A 13,394-nucleotide genomic window follows, 5' to 3' on the forward strand; every position below is an offset into this window, starting at 1 on the left:
CCGAGGTGCTAAGATGTCGTAGTGTGCCTAAATTAATATTCTTTCCTGTTCTTTGGAGGATATGGGATTATGACATATGACAAAGTAAAACAGGCTTCGAAATTAAGTGTCGGCACAAAGCAAGCAACGAAAAGCGTCGAGCTTGGTCAGGCATTAGAAGTTATTGTTGCCAAAGATGCAGATCCGCGATTGACTACTAAGATTGTTAATCTCTGCAGCAAGTCAGGAGTAGAGGTTACTTACGTAGATTCTATGAAGCTGCTTGGAAAAGCATGTGGAATCGAAGTGGGAGCCGCTGTGGCTGCGATCGTCGATAAATAGTAAGGCCGAGTGTTTTTGTTTCTAGATTTCATGTGAGAATAACCAGCTTATTTTTGCTGAGTCTAAAAACAAAAACTTTCCTTTGCTTTTTTACGACTCGCCTGGATCTGTGGGCTTGCAATAAAGGAAGTAACAAATGCTAGAGAGGAGGTGGCGGCATGCCAACAATTAACCAGCTAGTTCGTAAAGGACGTCAAGCTAAAGTCGTTAAATCGAAATCCCCAGCTCTCCAAAGAGGTTTCAACGCCCTGAAAAGAGAGTCTACGGAAATTAGCGCTCCACAAAAACGTGGTGTTTGTACTCGTGTAGGTACAATGACTCCGAAGAAACCGAACTCCGCACTTCGTAAATACGCTCGTGTGCGTTTGACGAACCGTGTAGAGGTTACAGCATACATTCCGGGTATCGGACACAACCTGCAAGAGCATAGTGTTGTTCTGATTCGCGGCGGAAGGGTTAAAGACCTTCCAGGGGTACGTTACCACATCGTTCGCGGTGCACTGGATACGTCCGGTGTTAACAATCGTATGCAAGCTCGTTCCAAATACGGTACGAAGCGTCCGAAAGCGAAGAAGTAATAATTTTTAAAGTAATTATTTTTTGGGGAAAGGGGGATCACTATGCCTCGTAAAGGTCCAGTAACACGCAGAGACGTATTGCCAGATCCGATTTACAACAGCAAATTGGTTACTCGTCTGATCAACCGCATCATGATCGACGGTAAAAGAGGGGTAGCACAATCGATTCTATACAACGCATTTGAACTCGTGCAAGAGCGTACCGGTAAGGAGCCGATGGAAGTTTTCGAACAAGCCATCAAGAACATCATGCCGGTGCTGGAAGTTAAATCTCGCCGTGTCGGCGGTGCTAACTACCAAGTTCCAATCGAAGTTAAACCTGAGCGTCGTACGACTCTAGGTTTGCGTTGGCTCGTAAACTACTCTCGTCTTCGTGGTGAGAAAACCATGGAAGAGAGACTGGCTTTCGAAATTATCGATGCTAGCAACAACACGGGTTCTTCCGTTAAGAAACGTGAAGATATACACAAGATGGCGGAAGCGAACAAAGCGTTTGCTCACTACCGTTGGTAGGATTCAGATCCTCGAATTAGGAAGGAGACAAAATCATGGCAAGAGAGTTCTCCTTAAAAGATACACGTAATATCGGGATCATGGCGCATATCGATGCGGGTAAAACGACTACAACCGAGCGGATCCTGTACTACACAGGCCGTACCCACAAAATCGGCGAGGTGCACGAAGGTGCAGCTACGATGGACTGGATGGAGCAGGAGCAGGAGCGCGGAATCACGATTACTTCCGCAGCTACCACTGCTGCATGGAGAGGTCACCGCATCAATATCATTGATACCCCGGGACACGTTGACTTCACAGTAGAAGTTGAACGTTCCCTGCGTGTATTGGATGGAGCTGTTGGCGTATTCAGTGCCAAGGAAGGCGTAGAGCCTCAGTCTGAAACCGTTTGGAGACAGGCTGATAAATACAGCGTTCCTCGTATTGCTTACGTAAACAAAATGGACATCATCGGCGCTGACTTCTTAGGAGTAGTTGATTCGATGCGTGACAAGTTGGGTGCCAATGCGGTAGCTATTCAGCTTCCGATCGGTGCTGAGAACGACTTTGTCGGCATCATCGACATCGTCGAAGAAAAAGCTATTCTTTACAAGGATGACCTTGGTAAAGAAGTAGAAGACATCGAGATTCCTGCGGAGTACAAAGACAAAGTCGCTGAACTTCGTATGGAGCTTGTTGAGAAAGTTGCCGAGCTTGACGAAGAACTTACAATGAAATACCTGGAAGGCGAAGAGATCACGGTTGCTGAGCTGAAAGCGGCTCTCCGCAAAGGCGTAGTATCCGTTAAAATCTTCCCGGTTATCTGTGGTTCTTCTTACCGTAACAAAGGGGTTCAGCCTATGCTGGACGCTGTTATCGATTATTTGCCGGCTCCAATTGACGTACCGGACATTCAAGGCGTTCTTGAAGATGGTACCGAAACGACTCGCAAATCTTCCGATAGCGAACCTTTTGCTGCGCTTGCATTCAAAATCATGACCGACCCTTACGTTGGTAAACTCACGTTCTTCCGTGTGTACTCCGGCGTTCTGCAGTCCGGCTCCTATGTTCTGAATGCTACCAAAGGCAAGCGTGAGCGCGTTGGCCGTATTCTTCAAATGCACGCGAACAGCCGTCAAGAAATCTCCGAAGTTTACTCAGGGGATATCGCGGCAGCTGTAGGTTTGAAAGATACTGGCACAGGCGACACCCTCTGTGACGAGAAAAACGCGGTTATCTTGGAGTCCATGAACTTCCCTGAACCGGTTATCGAAATCGCAGTTGAGCCTAAAACGAAAGCCGACCAAGACAAAATGGGCGTTGCGCTTTCCAAGCTTACTGAGGAAGATCCTACACTGCGCGCTAGTACCAACGAGGAAACCGGTCAAACGATTCTCGCGGGTATGGGTGAGCTTCACTTGGAAATCATCGTTGACCGCATGCGTCGCGAATTCAAAGTGGACACCAATGTAGGTAAACCGCAGGTTGCTTATCGCGAAACATTCAAGTCTGGTGCCAAGGTTGAAGGTAAGTTTGTTCGTCAATCCGGTGGCCGTGGTCAATACGGACATTGTTGGGTTGAGTTCCAACCGCTTGAACCAGGCAGCGGCTTCGTATTCGAAAGCAAAATCGTCGGTGGTTCTATTCCTAGAGAATATATCGCTCCGATCCAAGCTGGTATCGAAGAATCCATGAAGAACGGTGTAATCGCCGGTTTCCCTGTTGTGGACATCAAAGCAACTGTCGTCGACGGTTCTTACCATGATGTTGACTCCAACGAAATGGCGTTTAAAATCGCTGGTTCCATGGCTCTTAAAGCAGCTAAGGAAAAATGTAACCCGGCCCTTCTTGAGCCGATCATGAAAGTAGAAGTAACAGTTCCGGAAGAGTACATGGGCGACGTAATGGGCGACCTGAACTCCCGCCGCGGACGCATTGAGGGTATGGATAGCCGTTCGGGTGCGCAAGTCATCCGTGCTAAGGTGCCTCTCTCCGAAATGTTCGGTTACTCCACGACACTTCGTTCCAGAACGCAAGGTCGCGGTGTTTACTCTATGGAAATCTCGCATTATGAAGAAGTGCCTAGAACTATTGCAGAAGAAATCATTGCAAAGAACAAAGGCGCTTAATATAAAATTGAGCTTAAACTTTATCCCGAGGAGGAATTGTTTAACATGGCAAAGGCTAAATTCGAACGTAACAAACCACACGTTAATATCGGTACTATTGGTCACGTCGACCACGGTAAAACAACTCTGACAGCTGCGATCACTAACGTACTGTCCAAAAGATATGGTGGAGCTGCAGTAGCATTCGACCAAATCGACAAAGCACCAGAAGAGCGCGAGCGTGGTATCACTATCTCCACAGCACACGTTGAGTACGAGACTCCTAACCGTCACTACGCTCACGTAGACTGCCCAGGTCACGCCGACTATGTTAAAAACATGATCACTGGCGCGGCTCAAATGGACGGAGCGATCCTGGTTGTATCCGCAGCTGACGGCCCTATGCCGCAAACTCGCGAACACATCCTTCTTTCCCGTCAAGTAGGCGTTCCTTACATCGTCGTATTCATGAACAAATGCGACATGGTTGAAGACGAAGAACTTCTTGAACTGGTTGAAATGGAGATCCGTGATCTTCTTTCCGAGTATGAGTTCCCAGGCGACGACACTCCGATCATTCGTGGTTCCGCTCGTGAAGCTCTGCAAAACCCAGACGGCGAATGGGCTGACAAAATCATTGAGCTCTTCGAACAAGTTGATACTTACATTCCAACTCCAGAGCGCGAAACCGACAAGCCTTTCCTTATGCCTGTCGAGGACGTATTCTCCATCACAGGTCGTGGTACAGTTGCTACAGGCCGTGTAGAGCGTGGTACTGTTAAAGTACAAGACGAAGTTGAAATCGTTGGTATCGCTGAAGAAACTCGCAAATGCGTAGTTACAGGCGTGGAAATGTTCCGTAAACTTCTTGATTCCGCTCAAGCTGGTGACAACATCGGCGCACTGCTTCGTGGTGTAGACCGTAAAGACATCGAGCGCGGACAAGTTCTTTCGAAACCGGGTTCCGTTAAACCACACACTAACTTTTCTGCACAAATCTACGTTCTGACTAAAGAAGAGGGTGGCCGTCACAAGCCTTTCTTCACAGGTTACCGTCCTCAGTTCTACTTCCGTACAACTGACGTAACGGGTATCATTGCCTTGCCAGAAGGAACTGAAATGGTTATGCCTGGTGATAACATCACTGTAACGGTAGAACTGATCAACCCAATCGCTATCGAGCAAGGTACTAAGTTCGCGATCCGTGAAGGCGGCCGTACTGTTGGTGCCGGCGCAGTAGCAACAATCAGCAAATAATATCGTCTAACGACGATCTTCATAAGCAACACGTACTGTAACGAGACCCCTGTACTGTAACGAAGTAAGACGAAGGCCCTGCCCTTGGTGGTGGGGCCTTTTTATATGAAAGCTTATCAATCTACCAATTAAGTTCGGCCAGACACATCAGATGTCAAAGACGATAACAAGCATCGCTATCGATAAAGAAAAACGAACGATTATGCACATGAAAGCGAGATTTTCGGAAACTTTATCGTTTCTAGATATTTGTCGTATAAAAATGTTGCATTTATCTTTGGGGTTCGATATAATAGTGAGCGTTGGTCTGTGACGTTGCGATGATGTGAGAGGTTGCTGGCACACCCGGCCCCTTTGCCATGGGAGTGGTTGTCAGGAGATTTTCACGGAGTATGTCCGATACTAAATTGGGCGATAGAAGGAGGGACTTATATGGCAAAGCAAAAAATTCGTATCCGTTTGAAAGCTTATGATCACAGAGTGATCGATCAATCGGCTGAGAAAATCGTTGAGACTGCCAAGCGTTCCGGAGCAAGTGTTTCCGGTCCGATTCCGCTTCCAACTGAGAAGCAAATTATCACGATTCTTCGTGCGGTACACAAATACAAAGATTCTCGTGAGCAATTCGAGCAGCGTACACACAAGCGTCTGATCGATATCGTGAATCCTACACCACAAACTGTGGATGCTTTGATGAGACTGGACTTACCGTCCGGCGTAGATATTGAAATTAAACTGTAAAGCTTCTATATATAGAAGAAACGAAAAGGAAAAGAGGTGTCAACGATGAAAGGTATCTTAGGTAAAAAACTTGGAATGACTCAAGTGTTTACACCGGAAGGAAACGTAGTACCTGTCACTGTTATCCAAGCTGGACCTTGCGTGGTTCTGCAGAAGAAAGATGTGGATAACGACGGATACGAATCGATCCAAATCGGTTTCGCGGACAAGAAAGAAAAAAATGCAATTAAGCCTGAAATTGGCCATGCCAAGAAGGCTAACACTGCTCCTAAGCGCTACATTAAAGAATTTCGTGGAGTGGCACTGGGTGAGTACGAAGTTGGCCAAGAGCTGACAGCTGAACTGTTCAGCGAGGGTGAATTTGTTGACGTATCCGGAACTTCCAAAGGTAAAGGGTTCCAAGGCGTTATCAAAAGACACAATCAGCATACGGGTCCAATGTCTCACGGCTCCCGATATCATCGTGGACCGGGTTCGATGGGTTCCATCTCAGCTAACCGTGTAATGAAAGGCAAGAAATTGCCAGGACATATGGGTAGCGAAACCGTAACCCTGCAAAACCTGCAAGTTATTAAAGTTGATGCGGAACGCAACGTGATTCTTGTTAAAGGCTCCATTCCTGGTCCTAGAAACAGCTACGTAAGCGTGAAATCCGCGGTGAAAAAGTAAGAAAGGAGGAAGACTGATGCCAAAAGTAGCTCTTTATAATGTATCTGGTACACAAGTCGGTGAAGTAGAACTGTCTGATGTAGTGTTCGGTATCGAACCTCACGTACACGCTCTGCATGAAGCTGTTTTGCTCCAGCAAGCATCCGTTCGTCAAGGAACCCACAAGGTTAAAGGACGTTCTGAAGTACGCGGCGGCGGACGTAAGCCGTGGAAGCAAAAAGGTACTGGCCGTGCTCGTCAAGGTAGTATCCGTGCTCCACAATGGAAGGGTGGCGGTGTCGTATTCGGACCGACTCCTCGCAGCTATGGTTACAAACTACCTAAGAAGGTTCGTCGTCTTGCAATCAAGTCGGCTCTGTCCTCGAAGGTAATCGATAACGACATTATCGTTCTGGATCAACTTCAAATGAATGCTCCGAAAACGAAAGAATTCGTAGCTATTTTGAAAAACCTCAACGTAGAGCGCAAAGCTCTCGTGGTTGCTGCTTCTTACGAAGATAGTGTTGCTCTCTCTGCTCGTAACATTCCGGGAGTTAAATTCGTTGTTGCTGATGGAATCAACGTGCTCGACGTAATGGTTCATGACAAATTGATCATTACGAAGGATGCGGTTCAGAAGGTAGAGGAGGTGCTTGCGCAATGAAGAACCCACGCGATATTATCAAGCGCCCGGTCATCACGGAACGTTCTACGGAAATGATGGCTGACAAAAAATATGTGTTCGAAGTTGAAATCCGCGCTAACAAAACGGAAATCAAGCAAGCAATCGAACAAATTTTCAAAGTAAAAGTATCGAGCGTGAACACACTCAGAATGCCAGCGAAGCCGAAACGTCAAGGGCGTCACTCCGGTTACACTTCCGAATGGAAGAAAGCCATCGTGACACTTAGCGCAGACAGCAAAGAGCTGGAATTCTTTGAAACGGTATAACAATATCTCTAAAGTAAGGAGGTAACACAGGTGCCAATTAAAAAGTATAAACCGACCTCTCCAGCAAGACGTGCCATGTCGGTATCTTCTTTCGAAGAAATCACGACATCCATACCGGAGAAATCCCTGCTTGCTCCTCTGAGCAAACAAGCTGGTCGTAACAACCAAGGTAAAATCACTACTCGTCACCAAGGTGGCGGACATAAGCGTAAATACCGCATCATCGACTTCAAACGCAATAAGGACGGCATTCCGGGTCGCGTTGCTACGATCGAATATGATCCAAACCGTTCCGCTAACATCGCTCTGATCCACTATGCAGACGGTGAGAAGAGATACATCATCGCTCCTAAAGGTCTGAAAGTCGGCGATCAAATCCAATCCGGATTGGGTTCAGACATTAAAGTAGGTAACGCACTGGCTCTGGAAAACATTCCAGTCGGTACAGTTATCCACAATATTGAGCTGAAGCCAGGCAAAGGCGGACAAATGGTTCGTGCTGCCGGTACGGAAGCGCAACTTCTCGGTAAAGAAGAAGTGTACGTGACAATTCGTCTTTCCTCGGGTGAAGTTCGCAAGGTGCTTAAGAGCTGCCGCGCGACAATCGGTTCTGTAGGTAACGAAGATCACGAACTCGTGAAAATCGGTAAAGCAGGACGTAATCGTTGGCTCGGCAAGAGACCAGAAGTCCGCGGGGTAGTAATGAACCCGAACGATCACCCACACGGTGGTGGTGAAGGCCGCGCTCCAATCGGACGTAAGTCTCCGTTGTCCCCATGGGGCAAACCGACACTCGGTTATAAAACTCGTAAAAAAGGCAAAGCTTCTGACAAGTACATTGTACGTCGTCGCACGAAGTAATTTATACACATCTGAATATCTTATGGTTCAGAGAAGGGAGGGGCTTCAATGGGTCGCAGCTTGAAAAAAGGTCCTTTTATCGACGGACATCTGATGAAAAAGGTCGAAGAACTGAATGAGTCGAGCAAGAAAACGGTAATTAAAACTTGGTCTCGTCGTTCTACGATTTTCCCGCAATTCGTGGGCCACACAATCGCGGTGTATGACGGAAGAAAACACGTGCCTGTATACGTAACGGAAGATATGGTCGGACACAAACTCGGTGAGTTTGCACCAACTCGTACGTACAAAGGTCACGATGACGACAAGAAAACAGGCAAGCGCTAATCGTTATTTTTACTGAGAGGAGGTACTACTATGCAAGCTAAAGCTGCTGCTAAATTCGTTCGGATCGCTCCTCGCAAAGTGCAGCTGGTAATTGACTTGATTCGCGGCAAACAAGTAGGCGACGCGGTTGCAATCCTTCGCCATACTCCAAAGTCAGCTTCTCCGATCGTGGAGAAAGTGCTGAACTCCGCAATTGCCAACGCTGAGCACAACTATTCGATGGATCCTAACAAACTTGTTATTAGTGAAGTTTATGTGAACCACGGTCCAATCATGAAAAGATTCCGCCCTCGTGCGATGGGTCGTGCAAGCCGTATCAATAAACGTACCAGCCACATCACTGTTGTGGTATCTGAGAAATAAGGAGGGATAACGTGTGGGTCAAAAAGTAAGCCCGGTGGGTCTTAGAATTGGTATTATTCGCGATTGGGAATCCAAGTGGTATGCTGAGAAAGATTTCGGCGACCTGCTGATGGAAGACGTTAAAATTCGTGAATATCTGAAGAACAAGCTGAAAGATTCTGCAGTTTCCCATATCGATATCGAGCGCGCGGCTAATCGCGTTAACGTGACGATTCATACAGCTAAGCCTGGTATGGTTATCGGTAAAGGTGGAGCGGAAGTTGAAAACATCCGTAACTACATTGCCAACATGACAGGTAAGAAAGTACACATCAACATCGCAGAAGTGAAAAACCCTGAGCTTGACGCTGTCCTCGTTGCAGAAAGCATTGCACAACAGCTTGAGCGCCGCGTATCTTTCCGTCGTGCTATGAAACAAGCGATGCAAAGAACGCAAAGAGCGGGAGCTAAAGGAATTAAAGTTTCGACCAGCGGTCGTCTGGGCGGAGCGGAGATTGCCCGTACGGAAGGATACAGCGAAGGAACAGTTCCACTCCACACGCTTCGTGCGGATATCGATTATGGTACAGCTGAAGCGCACACGACCTACGGACGGATCGGCGTGAAAGTATGGATCTATCGTGGAGAGGTACTTCCGACAGCTAAGAAAAAGGCTCAATCGGAAGGAGGCAACTAATCATGTTAGTACCTAAACGTGTAAAACACCGCAAAGAACACCGTGGTAAAATGAGAGGCCGCGCTAAAGGCGGCACTGAAGTTGTGTTCGGCGAATACGGTCTCCAGGCTCTCGAGCCTGCGTGGATCACAAACCGCCAGATCGAAGCAGCACGTATTGCCATGACTCGTTACATCAAGCGTGGCGGTAAAGTGTGGATCAAAATCTTCCCTTCGAAGCCTATCACCCAAAAGCCTCTTGAAGTTCGGATGGGTAGCGGTAAAGGTAACGTTGAGAAGTGGGTTAGCGTAGTAAAACCAGGTAAAGTTATGTTCGAACTTGCCGGTGTTAGCGAAGAAGTTGCTCGCGAAGCTATGCGTCTTGCTATGCACAAGCTTCCCGTTAAATGTAAGTTCGTGAAGAAAGAAGAAGTGGGTGGTGAAGCACATGAAGGCTAGTGAATTCCGCAACTTAACCACTGCTGAGATTGAACAAAGAATTAACGGTTTCAAGGAAGAACTTTTTAACCTCCGTTTTCAACTAGCTACCGGACAACTGGATAACCCGGTTCAAATTCAGAAGCTGCGCAAAGAAATCGCCCGTGCGAAAACAGTTTTGCGTGAAAGAGAACTCGGGATTGGTTAAGCAAATTCAGAAGGGAGGGCTCGTATATGACAGAGCGTAACGAACGTAAAGTCCAAACCGGTAAAGTGGTCAGCAACAAAATGGATAAAACCATCGTTGTTGCCGTGGAAACTTACAAAAAACACGACTTGTACCACAAGCGGATTAAATATACGAAGAAGTTTAAAGCTCACGATGAGAACAATGAAGCGCAAATTGGCGACACCGTGAAAATCATGGAAACTCGCCCATTGTCTAAAGACAAGCGTTTCCGTCTCATTGAGATCGTTGAAAAAGCAGTTATTGTTTAACCAACAGGTATAATCCGAAAGGAGGGACTAACATGATTCAACCATTATCTCGTTTGAAGGTTGCGGACAACTCCGGTGCGAAACAGCTGATGTGCATTCGTGTGCTTGGCGGTACTGGTCGTCGTGTAGGCAATATCGGTGATTTGATCATCTGCTCTGTGAAAGAAGCAACACCAGGGGGCGTTGTCAAAAAAGGTGATGTAGTCAAAGCGGTAATCGTTCGTACGAGGAGCGGAGCTCGTCGTAAAGACGGATCTTACATCACATTTGATGAGAACGCGGCAGTTATCGTAAAAGATGATAAGAGCCCTCGTGGAACTCGTATTTTCGGACCAGTTGCTCGTGAACTTCGTGATAGAGACTTCATGAAGATCGTTTCTCTTGCTCCTGAGGTTATCTAACACAGGCAGCTCAATTAAATTGCGGCGCGGCTTTCATCTGGAAAGTCCGGCAGCTCTTACGAAGTTAGCTTTCATACGAAAGCTTAGGAGGTGTAATCAACATGCCAAGAACGAAAAAGAGACTTGAGTCTCATAACCATAAACTGCATGTAAAGAAAGACGACACAGTTTTTGTTATCTCCGGCAAAGACAAAGGTAAGAAAGGTCGCGTTCTCGCAGCTTACCCGCGTGAAAATCGTGTTCTGGTCGAAGGCGTAAACATGATCAAGAAACATGCGAAACCTTCCCAGCAAAATCCTCAAGGCGGAATCATTACTCAAGAAGCTGCAATTCACGCTTCCAACGTAATGCTCGTGGATCCTAAGAGCGGCAAACCGACTCGTGTAGGTTACAAGGTCCTTGAGAACGGAACTAAAGTACGTATTGCGAAAAAATCCGGCGAAGCTATCGATTAATCGACTAAGTGCGGAAAGGAGGCACCAGAATGGCAGCAAGAATGAAAGATCGTTTCTTGAATGAAATCACTCCTGCTCTGATGCAGAAGTTTAACTACACCACTGTTATGCAAGTTCCCAAGATCGAGAAAGTAGTCATCAACATGGGGGTTGGTGAGGCTGTATCGAACTCCAAGGTGCTCGACAGTGCCGTAGAGGATCTGCAAAAAATTGCGGGACAAAAACCGGTAATCACTCGTGCGAAGAAATCCATCGCGGGTTTCAAACTTCGTGAGAACATGCCGATCGGCGTTAAAGTAACACTGCGCGGCCAACGCATGTATCAATTCCTGGACAAATTGTTCAACGTATCGCTTCCGCGCGTACGTGACTTCCGTGGAGTTTCCTCCAAAGCGTTCGACGGACGCGGTAACTACACGCTTGGTCTTAAAGAACAGTTGATCTTCCCAGAGATCGAATACGATCAAATTGATAAAGTTCGTGGTATGGACATCGTAATCGTAACGACCGCGAAAACGGACGAAGAAGCTCGTGAACTGCTTACCCAACTCGGAATGCCGTTTGTGAAGTAAGAACAAATCATCACGGAGCTTTCGGAAGGAAGCCCCTGCCGATAATGATCGGAGAGAGTTTTCAGGCGAAAACTTGTAGGAGGTGTAATTTAAGTGGCAAAAACTTCGATGAAAATCAAGCAACAACGTCCCCCTAAGTTCAAAGTGCAGGCGTATACTCGCTGCGAACGTTGCGGCCGCCCGCATTCCGTTCTCCGCAAATTTAAAATTTGCAGAATTTGTTTCCGTGAACTAGCATATAAAGGCCAGATTCCAGGTGTGCGTAAAGCAAGCTGGTAATCCACTTATTTTCGGGAAGGAGGTTCACATCCATGGTTATGTCTGATCCAATTGCAGATATGCTTACACGCATTCGTAATGCAAACATTGTTCGTCACGAGACGGTAGAAATTCCGGCCTCCAAGATCAAGAAAGAGATTGCTGAAATCCTCAAGAATGAAGGTTTCATCCGTGACGCTGAATTCGTAGAAGATAACAAGCAGGGCATCATCCGCTTGTTCCTGAAATACGGTCCGAATAACGAGCGCGTAATCACCGGTTTGAAACGTATCAGCAAACCTGGTCTTCGCGTATACACAAAATCCCAAGAGATCCCTCGGGTACTTGGCGGTCTGGGTATCGCTATCATCTCCACTTCTGGTGGCCTGATGACGGACAAAAACGCTCGTCAAGCAAAATCCGGCGGAGAGGTTCTCTGCTACGTTTGGTAATTTAGACTCGATTGAATGGAGGTGCAAACATGTCTCGTATTGGTCGCAAACCAATTACTGTTCCAAGTGGCGTTGACGTAAAGCTTGAGAACACGACAATCACGGTGAAAGGACCGAAAGGAATCCTTTCCCGCGAACTTCACAAAGATATGAAGGTATCCGTACAAGACAATGTCATTACGGTTGAAAGACCTTCTGATCATAAACTGCATCGTTCCCTGCACGGCACGACTCGCAGCGTATTGAACAACATGGTTACAGGAGTAACGCAAGGTTTCGAGAAGAATCTGGAGCTTGTTGGCGTAGGTTACCGTGCTAACAAAACCGGAAACAAACTTGTCCTGAACGTAGGTTACTCTCACCCGGTTGAAATCAACCCTGAAGGCGACATCGAATTCGACGTACCAAGCAACACGAAAGTGATTGTTAAAGGTATCGATAAAGAACTCGTTGGCGCTACTGCTGCCAAAATCCGTGCCGTTCGTGAACCTGAGCCGTATAAAGGTAAAGGTATTAAGTACGAAGGCGAACGCATTATCCGCAAAGAAGGTAAAGCTGGTAAGAAGAAGTAAGGCGGCCTAAGGCCGGCCTGACATCGGAATATAGATGAAAGGAGTGCAACCCATGATTACTAAAGGCGATAAGAATAAAGCACGTCTGAAAAGACATCTGCGTGTTCGTAAGAAAATTCAAGGGACGACAGCACGTCCTCGCTTGAACATTTTCCGCTCTGAAAAACACATGTATGCGCAAATCATTGACGATGTGAACGGAGTAACAGTGGCATCGGCATCCACTCAGGACAAAGAGCTTAAAGAGATTGGCAAAGGCGGAAACGTCGAAGCCGCTCGTAAAGTCGGCGAACTGGTTGCGAATCGTGCGAAAGAAAAAGGCGTGAGCCAAGTAGTATTTGACCGCGGCGGATATATCTATCACGGACGTGTTCAGGCTCTGGCCGAAGCAGCTCGTGAAGCTGGTCTAGAATTTTAAGAAAACATCTCATAAGGAGGTAAACG

General features: G+C 47.0%; 23 protein-coding genes. All 23 read left to right on the forward strand.

Features of this window, described 5'->3' with window-relative positions:
* The first annotated feature begins 69 nt into the window (after positions 1-69).
* The 23 genes from AC58P5_RS27090 to rplR all read left to right on the forward strand — a co-directional run bounded on the left by AC58P5_RS27090 (position 70) and on the right by rplR (position 13,368).
* Positions 70-321, forward strand: a complete 252-nt coding sequence (locus tag AC58P5_RS27090; protein ID WP_009674511.1) for a ribosomal L7Ae/L30e/S12e/Gadd45 family protein — start codon at positions 70-72, stop codon at positions 319-321.
* A 158-nt stretch (positions 322-479) separates the two neighbouring features.
* Positions 480-899 (forward strand): 30S ribosomal protein S12, encoded by a 420-nt coding sequence (rpsL, locus tag AC58P5_RS27095; protein WP_009674503.1) that lies wholly within the window; start codon positions 480-482, stop codon positions 897-899.
* Between the two features lie 42 nt (positions 900-941).
* Positions 942-1,412 carry a 30S ribosomal protein S7 gene (rpsG, locus tag AC58P5_RS27100; RefSeq protein ID WP_042235507.1) on the forward strand — a complete coding sequence of 157 codons (471 nt, stop codon included), beginning with the start codon at positions 942-944 and terminating at the stop codon, positions 1,410-1,412.
* 35 nt (positions 1,413-1,447) lie between these two features.
* Complete coding sequence (gene fusA / locus AC58P5_RS27105; protein WP_016423664.1) at positions 1,448-3,523, forward strand: elongation factor G; 2,076 nt, start codon at positions 1,448-1,450, stop codon at positions 3,521-3,523.
* Positions 3,524-3,568: 45 nt separating this feature from the next.
* Positions 3,569-4,759, forward strand: coding sequence for an elongation factor Tu (gene tuf / locus AC58P5_RS27110; RefSeq protein WP_370002087.1), 1,191 nt, complete (start codon positions 3,569-3,571; stop codon positions 4,757-4,759).
* A 432-nt stretch (positions 4,760-5,191) separates the two neighbouring features.
* Complete coding sequence (rpsJ, locus tag AC58P5_RS27115; protein ID WP_009676797.1) at positions 5,192-5,500, forward strand: 30S ribosomal protein S10; 309 nt, start codon at positions 5,192-5,194, stop codon at positions 5,498-5,500.
* A 45-nt stretch (positions 5,501-5,545) separates the two neighbouring features.
* The gene (gene rplC / locus AC58P5_RS27120) at positions 5,546-6,169 is read left to right on the forward strand and encodes a 50S ribosomal protein L3 (RefSeq protein WP_497392113.1); all 624 of its coding nucleotides are present in this window, start codon (positions 5,546-5,548) and stop codon (positions 6,167-6,169) included.
* Positions 6,170-6,185: 16 nt separating this feature from the next.
* On the forward strand, positions 6,186-6,812 hold the full coding sequence (gene rplD, locus AC58P5_RS27125; RefSeq protein WP_042235518.1) for a 50S ribosomal protein L4: 627 nt from the start codon (positions 6,186-6,188) through the stop codon (positions 6,810-6,812).
* Complete coding sequence (gene rplW, locus AC58P5_RS27130; RefSeq protein ID WP_009676809.1) at positions 6,809-7,099, forward strand: 50S ribosomal protein L23; 291 nt, start codon at positions 6,809-6,811, stop codon at positions 7,097-7,099. The genes rplD and rplW overlap by 4 nt, the downstream gene beginning before the upstream one ends.
* Before the next feature lie 30 nt (positions 7,100-7,129).
* Positions 7,130-7,960: a 50S ribosomal protein L2 gene (gene rplB, locus AC58P5_RS27135; RefSeq protein ID WP_497392115.1), complete on the forward strand. Its 831-nt coding sequence runs from the start codon at positions 7,130-7,132 to the stop codon at positions 7,958-7,960.
* A gap of 48 nt (positions 7,961-8,008) precedes the next feature.
* Positions 8,009-8,287, forward strand: coding sequence for a 30S ribosomal protein S19 (gene rpsS, locus AC58P5_RS27140; protein WP_009676795.1), 279 nt, complete (start codon positions 8,009-8,011; stop codon positions 8,285-8,287).
* Between the two features lie 30 nt (positions 8,288-8,317).
* Positions 8,318-8,650 (forward strand): 50S ribosomal protein L22, encoded by a 333-nt coding sequence (rplV, locus tag AC58P5_RS27145; RefSeq protein ID WP_016423663.1) that lies wholly within the window; start codon positions 8,318-8,320, stop codon positions 8,648-8,650.
* A gap of 13 nt (positions 8,651-8,663) precedes the next feature.
* On the forward strand, positions 8,664-9,326 hold the full coding sequence (gene rpsC, locus AC58P5_RS27150; RefSeq protein WP_009676810.1) for a 30S ribosomal protein S3: 663 nt from the start codon (positions 8,664-8,666) through the stop codon (positions 9,324-9,326).
* 2 nt (positions 9,327-9,328) lie between these two features.
* Entirely contained in the window at positions 9,329-9,763 is a 435-nt protein-coding gene (gene rplP / locus AC58P5_RS27155; protein ID WP_009676823.1) for a 50S ribosomal protein L16, read from the forward strand.
* Positions 9,753-9,950: a 50S ribosomal protein L29 gene (gene rpmC / locus AC58P5_RS27160; RefSeq protein ID WP_009676819.1), complete on the forward strand. Its 198-nt coding sequence runs from the start codon at positions 9,753-9,755 to the stop codon at positions 9,948-9,950. The genes rplP and rpmC overlap by 11 nt, the downstream gene beginning before the upstream one ends.
* Before the next feature lie 26 nt (positions 9,951-9,976).
* Positions 9,977-10,240, forward strand: a complete 264-nt coding sequence (rpsQ, locus tag AC58P5_RS27165) for a 30S ribosomal protein S17 (protein WP_497392119.1) — start codon at positions 9,977-9,979, stop codon at positions 10,238-10,240.
* Positions 10,241-10,272: 32 nt separating this feature from the next.
* Entirely contained in the window at positions 10,273-10,641 is a 369-nt protein-coding gene (gene rplN / locus AC58P5_RS27170) for a 50S ribosomal protein L14 (protein ID WP_497392121.1), read from the forward strand.
* 101 nt (positions 10,642-10,742) lie between these two features.
* Positions 10,743-11,096 (forward strand): 50S ribosomal protein L24, encoded by a 354-nt coding sequence (gene rplX / locus AC58P5_RS27175; protein ID WP_009676802.1) that lies wholly within the window; start codon positions 10,743-10,745, stop codon positions 11,094-11,096.
* Positions 11,097-11,125: 29 nt separating this feature from the next.
* Entirely contained in the window at positions 11,126-11,668 is a 543-nt protein-coding gene (gene rplE / locus AC58P5_RS27180) for a 50S ribosomal protein L5 (protein ID WP_009676826.1), read from the forward strand.
* 93 nt (positions 11,669-11,761) lie between these two features.
* On the forward strand, positions 11,762-11,947 hold the full coding sequence (locus AC58P5_RS27185) for a type Z 30S ribosomal protein S14 (RefSeq protein ID WP_040953112.1): 186 nt from the start codon (positions 11,762-11,764) through the stop codon (positions 11,945-11,947).
* Positions 11,948-11,979: 32 nt separating this feature from the next.
* On the forward strand, positions 11,980-12,378 hold the full coding sequence (rpsH, locus tag AC58P5_RS27190; protein WP_497392124.1) for a 30S ribosomal protein S8: 399 nt from the start codon (positions 11,980-11,982) through the stop codon (positions 12,376-12,378).
* Between the two features lie 29 nt (positions 12,379-12,407).
* Positions 12,408-12,950, forward strand: a complete 543-nt coding sequence (gene rplF, locus AC58P5_RS27195) for a 50S ribosomal protein L6 (protein WP_497392126.1) — start codon at positions 12,408-12,410, stop codon at positions 12,948-12,950.
* A gap of 52 nt (positions 12,951-13,002) precedes the next feature.
* Positions 13,003-13,368, forward strand: a complete 366-nt coding sequence (gene rplR, locus AC58P5_RS27200) for a 50S ribosomal protein L18 (RefSeq protein WP_497392128.1) — start codon at positions 13,003-13,005, stop codon at positions 13,366-13,368.
* Positions 13,369-13,394: the final 26 nt, after the last annotated feature.

It is taken from the genome of Paenibacillus sp. JT31N7 (genome assembly GCF_059692095.1).

Coding starts and splice junctions, on each gene's coding strand:
- AC58P5_RS27090 (WP_009674511.1), top strand. CDS start 70: ATGACATATGACAAAGTAAAACAGGCTTCGAAATTAAGTGTCGGCACA.
- rpsL (WP_009674503.1), top strand. CDS start 480: ATGCCAACAATTAACCAGCTAGTTCGTAAAGGACGTCAAGCTAAAGTC.
- rpsG (WP_042235507.1), top strand. CDS start 942: ATGCCTCGTAAAGGTCCAGTAACACGCAGAGACGTATTGCCAGATCCG.
- fusA (WP_016423664.1), top strand. CDS start 1,448: ATGGCAAGAGAGTTCTCCTTAAAAGATACACGTAATATCGGGATCATG.
- tuf (WP_370002087.1), top strand. CDS start 3,569: ATGGCAAAGGCTAAATTCGAACGTAACAAACCACACGTTAATATCGGT.
- rpsJ (WP_009676797.1), top strand. CDS start 5,192: ATGGCAAAGCAAAAAATTCGTATCCGTTTGAAAGCTTATGATCACAGA.
- rplC (WP_497392113.1), top strand. CDS start 5,546: ATGAAAGGTATCTTAGGTAAAAAACTTGGAATGACTCAAGTGTTTACA.
- rplD (WP_042235518.1), top strand. CDS start 6,186: ATGCCAAAAGTAGCTCTTTATAATGTATCTGGTACACAAGTCGGTGAA.
- rplW (WP_009676809.1), top strand. CDS start 6,809: ATGAAGAACCCACGCGATATTATCAAGCGCCCGGTCATCACGGAACGT.
- rpsS (WP_009676795.1), top strand. CDS start 8,009: ATGGGTCGCAGCTTGAAAAAAGGTCCTTTTATCGACGGACATCTGATG.
- rplV (WP_016423663.1), top strand. CDS start 8,318: ATGCAAGCTAAAGCTGCTGCTAAATTCGTTCGGATCGCTCCTCGCAAA.
- rplP (WP_009676823.1), top strand. CDS start 9,329: ATGTTAGTACCTAAACGTGTAAAACACCGCAAAGAACACCGTGGTAAA.
- rpmC (WP_009676819.1), top strand. CDS start 9,753: ATGAAGGCTAGTGAATTCCGCAACTTAACCACTGCTGAGATTGAACAA.
- rpsQ (WP_497392119.1), top strand. CDS start 9,977: ATGACAGAGCGTAACGAACGTAAAGTCCAAACCGGTAAAGTGGTCAGC.
- rplN (WP_497392121.1), top strand. CDS start 10,273: ATGATTCAACCATTATCTCGTTTGAAGGTTGCGGACAACTCCGGTGCG.
- rplX (WP_009676802.1), top strand. CDS start 10,743: ATGCCAAGAACGAAAAAGAGACTTGAGTCTCATAACCATAAACTGCAT.
- rplE (WP_009676826.1), top strand. CDS start 11,126: ATGGCAGCAAGAATGAAAGATCGTTTCTTGAATGAAATCACTCCTGCT.
- rpsH (WP_497392124.1), top strand. CDS start 11,980: ATGGTTATGTCTGATCCAATTGCAGATATGCTTACACGCATTCGTAAT.
- rplF (WP_497392126.1), top strand. CDS start 12,408: ATGTCTCGTATTGGTCGCAAACCAATTACTGTTCCAAGTGGCGTTGAC.
- rplR (WP_497392128.1), top strand. CDS start 13,003: ATGATTACTAAAGGCGATAAGAATAAAGCACGTCTGAAAAGACATCTG.